Source organism: Pseudomonas fluorescens (assembly GCF_005938625.1).
GTDB lineage: Bacteria > Pseudomonadota > Gammaproteobacteria > Pseudomonadales > Pseudomonadaceae > Aquipseudomonas > Aquipseudomonas fluorescens_BD.
This window is the reverse complement of the sequence record NZ_VCNJ01000036.1, coordinates 49,981-57,770: the sequence shown is the minus strand read 5'-3', so window position 1 is coordinate 57,770 and position 7,790 is coordinate 49,981. Positions and strand designations below refer to the sequence as shown.

At 54.5% G+C, this 7,790-nt stretch carries 5 protein-coding genes; all 5 read left to right on the top strand.

All coding sequences use genetic code 11. The features are described from left to right. Nucleotides 1-212 precede the first annotated feature (212 nt). Nucleotides 213-728, top strand: a complete 516-nt coding sequence (locus tag FGA82_RS21645) for an Hcp family type VI secretion system effector (protein ID WP_007949952.1) — start codon at nt 213-215, stop codon at nt 726-728. A 130-nt stretch (nt 729-858) separates the two neighbouring features. Next, on the top strand, nt 859-2,937 hold the full coding sequence (tssI, locus tag FGA82_RS21640; RefSeq protein WP_171057327.1) for a type VI secretion system tip protein TssI/VgrG: 2,079 nt from the start codon (nt 859-861) through the stop codon (nt 2,935-2,937). After that, complete coding sequence (locus FGA82_RS21635; protein ID WP_141128677.1) at nt 2,922-3,755, top strand: DUF4123 domain-containing protein; 834 nt, start codon at nt 2,922-2,924, stop codon at nt 3,753-3,755. Before tssI ends, FGA82_RS21635 begins: the two co-directional genes overlap by 16 nt. 1 nt (nt 3,756) lies before the next feature. Beyond that, nucleotides 3,757-6,765: a hypothetical protein gene (locus FGA82_RS21630; RefSeq protein ID WP_141128676.1), complete on the top strand. Its 3,009-nt coding sequence runs from the start codon at nt 3,757-3,759 to the stop codon at nt 6,763-6,765. After that, entirely contained in the window at nt 6,758-7,726 is a 969-nt protein-coding gene (locus FGA82_RS21625) for a tetratricopeptide repeat protein (protein WP_141128675.1), read from the top strand. The genes FGA82_RS21630 and FGA82_RS21625 overlap by 8 nt, the downstream gene beginning before the upstream one ends. Nucleotides 7,727-7,790: the final 64 nt, after the last annotated feature.

Below are 7,790 nucleotides of genomic sequence, written 5' to 3'. Positions count from 1 at the left end.
GTGCGCAAGAAGTTGCGCAGTACTGCGCAACTTCTTGCGCACTTTTGCATTCGACGAGCGCTTTATTTCGCACAAGCGCCTGAAAAATCAGACAAACACCCCGGCCCGCATGGCCCGCACAATTGTTGGCACGCTCCTTGATAACAGTCAGGCACCCACCGGGCGATTTCGCCTCCCGGGCACCTTAAATTATTCCGCAAGGAGAGCACCCCATGGCAACACCAGCGTACATGTCGGTTACCGGCGAAAAACAAGGCCTGATCACTGCAGGCGCTTTCACCGCTGACTCCGTAGGCAACACCTACCAGGAAGGCCACGAAGACCAGGTTATGGTTCAGGCTTTCACCCACGACGTGATCATCCCGCGTGACCCGCAATCCGGTCAGCCAACCGGCCAACGCGTTCACAAGCCAGTTGTGATCACCAAGGTCTACGACAAAGCTTCGCCTCTGCTGCAAGCAGCTCTGACCTCCGGCGAGCGCATGAGCGAAATCGTTATCCAGTGGTACCGTACTTCGGCTCAAGGTACTCAAGAGCACTACTACACCACCAAACTGGAAGACGCGATCATCGTCGCCATCAACAACAAAATGCACAACTGCCAGGATCCAGGCAACGCTCACTTCACCCACCTGGAAGAAGTGCAGTTCACCTACCGCAAAATCACCTGGACCCACGAAGTATCCGGTACTTCGGGTTCCGATGACTGGCGTGCTCCAGTCGTTTAATTACGGCTGATCGTTACAAGCATCGGCCAGCTCTGCTGGTCGATGTTGTTTTCGCCCTCCAGAATTTCGCGTACGTTGAGCCGCTTTGCGGTCGTCGACGAACGCCGCTGTACAGCACGAGGAACAAGGGATGTTCGCGCCGGCCAATGAAACCCACTTTGCCCTGACCATCGAAGGTCTTTCCGCCGATTTCCAGGTGTTTACCCTCACCGGTCGGGAAGCCATCAGCCAGCCTTTTGTCTTCGAGGTGGAGCTGGTCAGTGAGCAGCCGTCGCTGGACCTCGAAACCCTGCTGCACAAACCGGCCTTCCTGCAACTGTCGCCCGACGGCAGCGGCATCCATGGCCAGATCTATCGCGCCGCGCAAGGTGATTCCGGCAAGCGCCTGACCCGTTATTCGGTGACCCTGCGCCCGCAATTGTCATACCTGGCGCATCGCGTCAATCAACGGATTTTCCAGAACCTCACCGTGCCAAAAATCATCGGTATGGTTCTCGAAGAGCACGGTATCCAAAGCAACGCCTACGAATTCAAGACCGGTTCGATCTATCCCGAGCGCATCTACTGCGTGCAATACGATGAATCGGACCTGCATTTCATCCAGCGCCTGTGCGAGGAAGAAGGTATTCACTACCACTTCGAACACACGGCGACGGCGCACAAACTGGTGTTCGGCGATGACCAGACGGTGTTCCCGAAACTCAAGCCTGTGGCCTATCAGCAAGACTCCGGCATGGTCGCCAGCGACCCGGTGATCAAGCGCTTCGACCTGCGCCTGGAAACCCGCACCAGCCGCACCACCCGCCGCGATTACGATTTCGAAAAACCACGCATCACCCTGGAAAGCGAACAGCGCGGCGACGCCCTGCCCGACCTCGAAGACTACGATTATCCGGGTCGTTTCATCGACCGCGAGCGCGGCAAACACCTGGCCAAACGCGCCCTCGAACGCCATCGCAGCGACTTCCAGCTCGCCGAAGGCAAGAGTGATCAGCCGTTGCTGGTCAGCGGCCACTTCCTCGCCCTGACCGCGCACCCGAAAGCCAAATGGAATGACCTCTGGCTGCTCACCGAAGTCCACCACGAAGGCAAGCAACCGCAAGTCCTCGAAGAGTCGGTGACCAGCGACACCACCGCACTCAAAGACGATTTCCACCAGGGCTACCGCAACCGCTTCCAGGCCACCCCATGGGACGTGCCAAATCGCCCGCCCCTGCGCCACCCGAAACCGCGCATCCTCGGCAGCCAGAGCGCCGTGGTCACCGGCCCGAAAGGCGAAGAGATTCACTGCGACGAGTACGGCCGCGTCAAAGTCCAGTTCCACTGGGACCGCGAAGGCGAGGCCGACGACAAAACCAGTTGCTGGCTGCGCGTCTCCAGCGCCTGGGCCGGCGCGCAATACGGCGGCATCGCCATCCCGCGCATCGGCATGGAAGTGCTGGTGACCTTCCTTGAAGGCGACCCCGATCAACCGCTGATCAGCGGCTGCCTGTACCACAAGGAAAACACCGTCCCCTATCCACTGCCGGCGAACAAAACCCGCAGCACCTTCAAGACCCTCAGCTCGATGGGCGGTGGCGGCTACAACGAACTGCGCATCGAAGATAAAAAAGGTCAGGAACAGATCTACCTGCACGCCCAGCGCGACTGGGACGAAAACATCGAGCACGACCAGAAAATCCGCGTCGGCAACGAACGCCACGACACCGTCGAACAGAACAGCTACAGCGAGTTCAAGGCCGAAGAACACCACACCGTCTACGACGACCGCAAAGTCGAAACCCGCGCCAACGACCACCTGACCGTCGGCGTCAATCAGCACATCAAGATCGGCACCGGGCAGTTCATCGATGCAGGGCAAGAAATCCACCTGAGCAGTGGTATGAAAGTGGTGATGGAGGCCGGCGCAGAGCTGACCCTGATCGGCGGCGGCAGCTTTATCAAGATTGATGCTGGTGGTGTGACCATGAGTGGGCCGGTGATCAATATGAACTCCGGGGGTAGTCCGGGGAGCGGCACCGGTGCGGCTCCTTTGTTGCCGGGCGTCGTGAAACAGGCTGACGCCGACAAGGCTGGCAAGGTGTTAGTCCCGCCAATGACCAATCCGTTTGTACGAAAAAGCGTTCAAGGCCTGCCCCTTGTTCCGATCTGTGGAAAGCAAGCCAATGGCGCTTGCTCGCGAGAGGTTTGCCCATGTCTGAATGGCTGAGTCATTTCCTTGAACAACCCGTGGCCACAACGCCATCGGGCAACAGTGGAAACCGCACCCTGTATGGCATCATCGACAGCGTTCGCCAGCCTCGGGCTCTGGAAAAGCTTTATCAACAGTCCGGGTTGAATGGTGTTGAAAAGCTGTTTCAGGACACGCCGTTTGCCGAAATGAATGATGTCAGTCCGATCTGGCTGCAACTGACACCGGGAAGTCCTGCCGCCGCCCAAGCCATAGAGCTATGCCGCGACAACCGCGCGGGAATTTTGCTGACCTCGCGTGAAAAGCCAGAGACCGCGCTCTTGCATGCTCGTCGCCTCCTGCGCATGAACGACCCGTCTCATGGTGACTCGCTGGCGCGCTACTACGACCCGGCATTCTGGAGCGCGCTGGCGCTGACGGTACCCGCCCGAGCGCTGTTCGGCCCTTGGGCCAGCGTCTACACCCCGCCCGCCCACAGCGACGATCAACAATGGCGTGTTTGGGAACAAACAGAAAAAGTTGATGCCTCTAATGGCGAACAAAAATATCCGCTGCACCTGAAGAGCGACACGCTGATAGCGTTTGATGAGATCCGCTGGTGGTACTGGATTCGGCTGCGGAACGCCGAGTCCGCAGCGGGCTTATCGGATTCGCAATTGTCTGACGTGGCCGATAATTTACAACTGCTGGTGGATCACGGCATTGAAGAAGGACGTCATCTTGAGCACCTGCTGCCGAATCTGAACCAAGGTCCGTTGCAGGCCCGCACCGACGTCATGAACGTGCTGAGCAGCGACATGCCGGCATTCGAGAAAGTACAACGACTGGAAGTCTGAGATGACAGGTACGTCCGAACAAACACCCGCGCCAGAACAACCACCTGTTGTCATTCCGGCCGATCCACCAAAAAAGACTGCCGACGCGGAAACGTTCTGCAAAGACAAGAAGCCGGGCTGCAGCAGCAGCTATGACGACATCATCTACGTCACTGGTCAGCGCCGTTTCTGGCTGTTGCCCAAGCGCACGTCCGAGAAACTCAAGGAAAGCGTCAGCCTGCTCAAACAGAAAACCGTCGACGCTGATAAAGCCACGCGCATGAGCAACATCGCCGACGCGGGTTTGATGGACTACTTCCTCACCCCAGGCCCGGAAGCCTTTCTCGAAGGCGAGCAACATAGCAGTTACCTGGCGTCGAAGTCGGCAATCCCCGAAGATACTGCCAAAAAGGCGCAGTGCCGCAAGGATTGGGAGGCGGCAAAAGCCAAGGGTGATAGCGACGCCACGATGCACGCCGAGCGCGAGATGTTCCACGCTGGACAACGCATCGAGAAAAACCAGAAAAACATGGAAACCCTCGAAAAAGTTTCCGACGAAAAAGCAAAAACGTTGGGGTACAAACGAGAAAACGGCGTCTTCTATACCCCGCGCGCGTTAAAGGCCTGTGAAGCCATCGATACGTACATTAAAGAGCGCGACAAGGCGAAAGCCCACGGCTACAAAATGTTCGATCCAGGCACCAAGAAGATCGCCTCGGCTTGGGAACATCTGAAAGAATATAAGGCCCTTCACAAAAAGTTGATTGAAACCGGCGAGATCGACGAAAAGAAACTCAAGGGTGTGCAAATCAACATCCTGGCGTTGAAAGACCTGATGTCCAAGTACATCAATGCCATCGTCGAGCTTGCCGAGTGCGGGATTGCAGTTCCCGAGTTTGCGCTGAGTCCCGATGACCAATACGCCGGTACCGAGGATTTTCAGGCATTCATCGAGCTGACCACCAAACGCGATGAGCTTGAGAAAAAGATCGAAGAACGTTACTCCCAATGGGTCTCGGCCACTGGCGGAAAATCAGCGCCACCCGGCGTGCTCTTCGTCAGCTTGCAGAAACAGTGGTACGACCTGAATGACGAGGCAGAGCGAATTCAGAACACCGCCGAAGCACGCGTTCGAACACTGAAGCCGCCCCGTCTGTTTCTCTGGGACGCGGAAAGCTACAAGCCAAAACCCCTCGAACGACTGGCCAAAACAAACATTCCACTGCGTGAGCTCAGCAGCGCATCGTCGACGACGATCCTGAACCACATCAGCCTGAAACATCTGGCGCAGGTCAGCGGCAACGCATTCGAGGGTCAACTCAAAGAACTCACGACCAGCTTGCCCAAATCGATTGCCAAAGAATCCGACGACGACCGGATATTCAGTGATTGGCTAGAACAAGAAGGCGCGCTGCAGTTCGATGAAAAGGGACCATGGTTCGATGAACATGGACTTTTCGTGCCTGAAAAATTCTTTAGCGCACTGGAAGCCAAAGGCTACAGAGTCGAAAGCATCAAAGCCGAAGCCAAACGCAAAAGCTGGGGCGAAAACCTCAAAGCCATGGTTTTCGAAGATAAGCAGTTGCGCAACCTCATGCTGTTCGACAACAGCCCGCAGGCCCAACTGGTTCGATGCTTGCTCCCGGAAAGCGCCAACCTGCTGTCCGAAGTCAAAATGGAAGGCCCCACTCTGAAAAGTGGTTCCCCTCAGATTGCCAACGTAGAAGTAGCACTGGATGTAACTGCGTGGCGCGGGGAAGTCAGCTTACTCAAAGTCGAATTCCCGAAACGGGCAAAAGCCGATCCTTGGGTCGCGAAATACAAGGCCCAGGACGGCAGCGTGCGCAGCGTCAACTTCGGCAAACTGTCTCTGGATCTGGAAGCCAAGGCCTGGGGATTCGCTGGCGCAAGCCTCATGCTGTCGCGCGACCTGACCCTGGACCAGAAAACTGGCTACACCAGCCTGGTCGGTGTGGACATCGCTGAAAAATCTGGCGACCTCGCCAAGTTCGAAGTGTTTGCCGGCGCCCAAGCCGGGTGCAAAGTCACCGGCAAACTGTTCTGGTGCCCTCCCCCAAGCGTCCTCCCGCCTGCTCCCGTGCCCAATCGCATTTCAGCCAACCAGTGGCGCCCTATGGCCAAACTGGAAGTTGAAGTGGCCGTGGCCATCGGCGCCGGCTACACCGGCGACATGCAACTGCGGATGCAAAACGGCCTATTGCTGTTATCGATCAAGGGCGCTCTGGTCTGGGGCGCAGGCGTCAAAGGGTATTTGACCTTTGAAGTCGGCTACGACAGCATCGTAGCCTTGACGGAACTGGTGCGACAGGAAATGGCCGCGAACCAATACAAGGATCTTGAGTGGGTCGATGGCGAAGCCTTGGACTACCTGCAAAAACTGAGCTTCCTCGGAGCCACTGGTATCGATGTGGCGTTTGCCTATGTGCGTGGGTATGCGATTGTTAAAGGGATATTTGATGCGCTGACTGAGGGTGGGCGTGGGGGGTTGATTGCTTATACGTTAATTAGAGATAAGAACCAGAAAGCTATACAGGATTGGGTTTTTAATCTCCAGCCAGAGGCTTTAGGGCCGCTCCTTTTAGCATTATGCGCTCCTCCAAAAGCTTTCACCTTCGAAGAAGATGAGCAAGCTGAAGTTTTTGATGAAGAACAGACACATCTCCTACAACAGCGAGCAATAGAGAAGTGTTTAACCTGGATTTCAAACAAGACTAATGCTTCCCTACAGTTTGAAGAAGCGATTATTCGCATGAACAGAGACGGAGCGCGGTCAAGTCAGGCAGGATCCGTTTACTGCAAAAACAAGCTTAAATTGGACACCTTCATGGCCGAGCGTGTTTTGTCATTGCAAGTTGGCACTAACGAAATGAGAAATCGATACAGAGCGCTAGTTTCGACTATGGGCGCTCGCCTGAACGACCATTGCAGTTATCAAACCGAATACAAAGGTCCAGCGTTCGCACCTATTCAAAAGATCAAAAGCATCTATAAAGGGCCAAACATTGATTAAACATTACACTTGGTTATTTATTGCCTACTTTGCATTGTGCGGAACAGCAAACGCCGAACTGACACCAACACAAAAAAATGCAAAAGACACGGGTATCGCTATTTTTCAGCAGAGCGACTGGTACGACTCCCAGCCCTTCCTGAACATTGCTGCAGAGGCAGGGGATCGTGACGCACAATATTATTTGGGCGAAGCTATTAGACTCAGTCAGCGCTATATCACTCCAGACGCAAAAAAATGGTATGAGGCCTCAGCTGAGCAAGGTTTTTTATATGCAATGCTCCGCTTAAGCAACAAAAATGATTTGTGCGGAAGTATGGGTGCCTGCACAGATAAAAATGGAGTGGACTGGCGAGAGCGTTCACTAACAACGGCTCAAGAACGAGCAAAAAAAGGCGACACAGAAGCAATGACCGTCCTGTATACGGCTGGTCAGGGCCTGCCATGGCTTGAGAAAGCGGCCGAAGCAGGTGACAGTTACGCACAACAAATGCTGGCTAGCGCTTACAAAAGCGGTGCCGGGTGGTTTTTGATTCCAGGTAGTCGAGAAAAAGCGATTATCAAATGGTTTAAAGCGTCATCGGAAGGCGGTAACCCGAGAGGTATGTTCCTATATGCGAATTACTTATACGACCATAATGGTAGTAAAGAAGAGATCGCATACTGGGTGAAAAAATCAGCGGAACACAGTCATATAGATGCAGTTGGCACCTACGCATACAAAATTTCAGATCCTTCCAATGAACTTGGTTACCCAGAAAATCTGATTGAAGCATACGGTTTGACGCTTTTACTTTCAAAACTGGAGGCAGGAACAGCACCAGAAGATGCAAAGCGACTGCTCCCGGATCTGGCTAAAAAGATGAATCCTGTAGAAATAACAGAAGGAATTGAGTTTTCGAAAGAATGGAAAAAAAATCACCCTCCCTTATCTTATTTTGACCCAATATACGGATACTAGACGATCAAACATTTCTAACAACCCTACCTTCGCTCAATTACATTCAGGGGCAGAACACGGTTTA

Coding starts and splice junctions, on each gene's coding strand:
- FGA82_RS21630 (WP_141128676.1), top strand. CDS start 3,757: ATGACAGGTACGTCCGAACAAACACCCGCGCCAGAACAACCACCTGTT.
- FGA82_RS21645 (WP_007949952.1), top strand. CDS start 213: ATGGCAACACCAGCGTACATGTCGGTTACCGGCGAAAAACAAGGCCTG.
- FGA82_RS21635 (WP_141128677.1), top strand. CDS start 2,922: ATGTCTGAATGGCTGAGTCATTTCCTTGAACAACCCGTGGCCACAACG.
- tssI (WP_171057327.1), top strand. CDS start 859: ATGTTCGCGCCGGCCAATGAAACCCACTTTGCCCTGACCATCGAAGGT.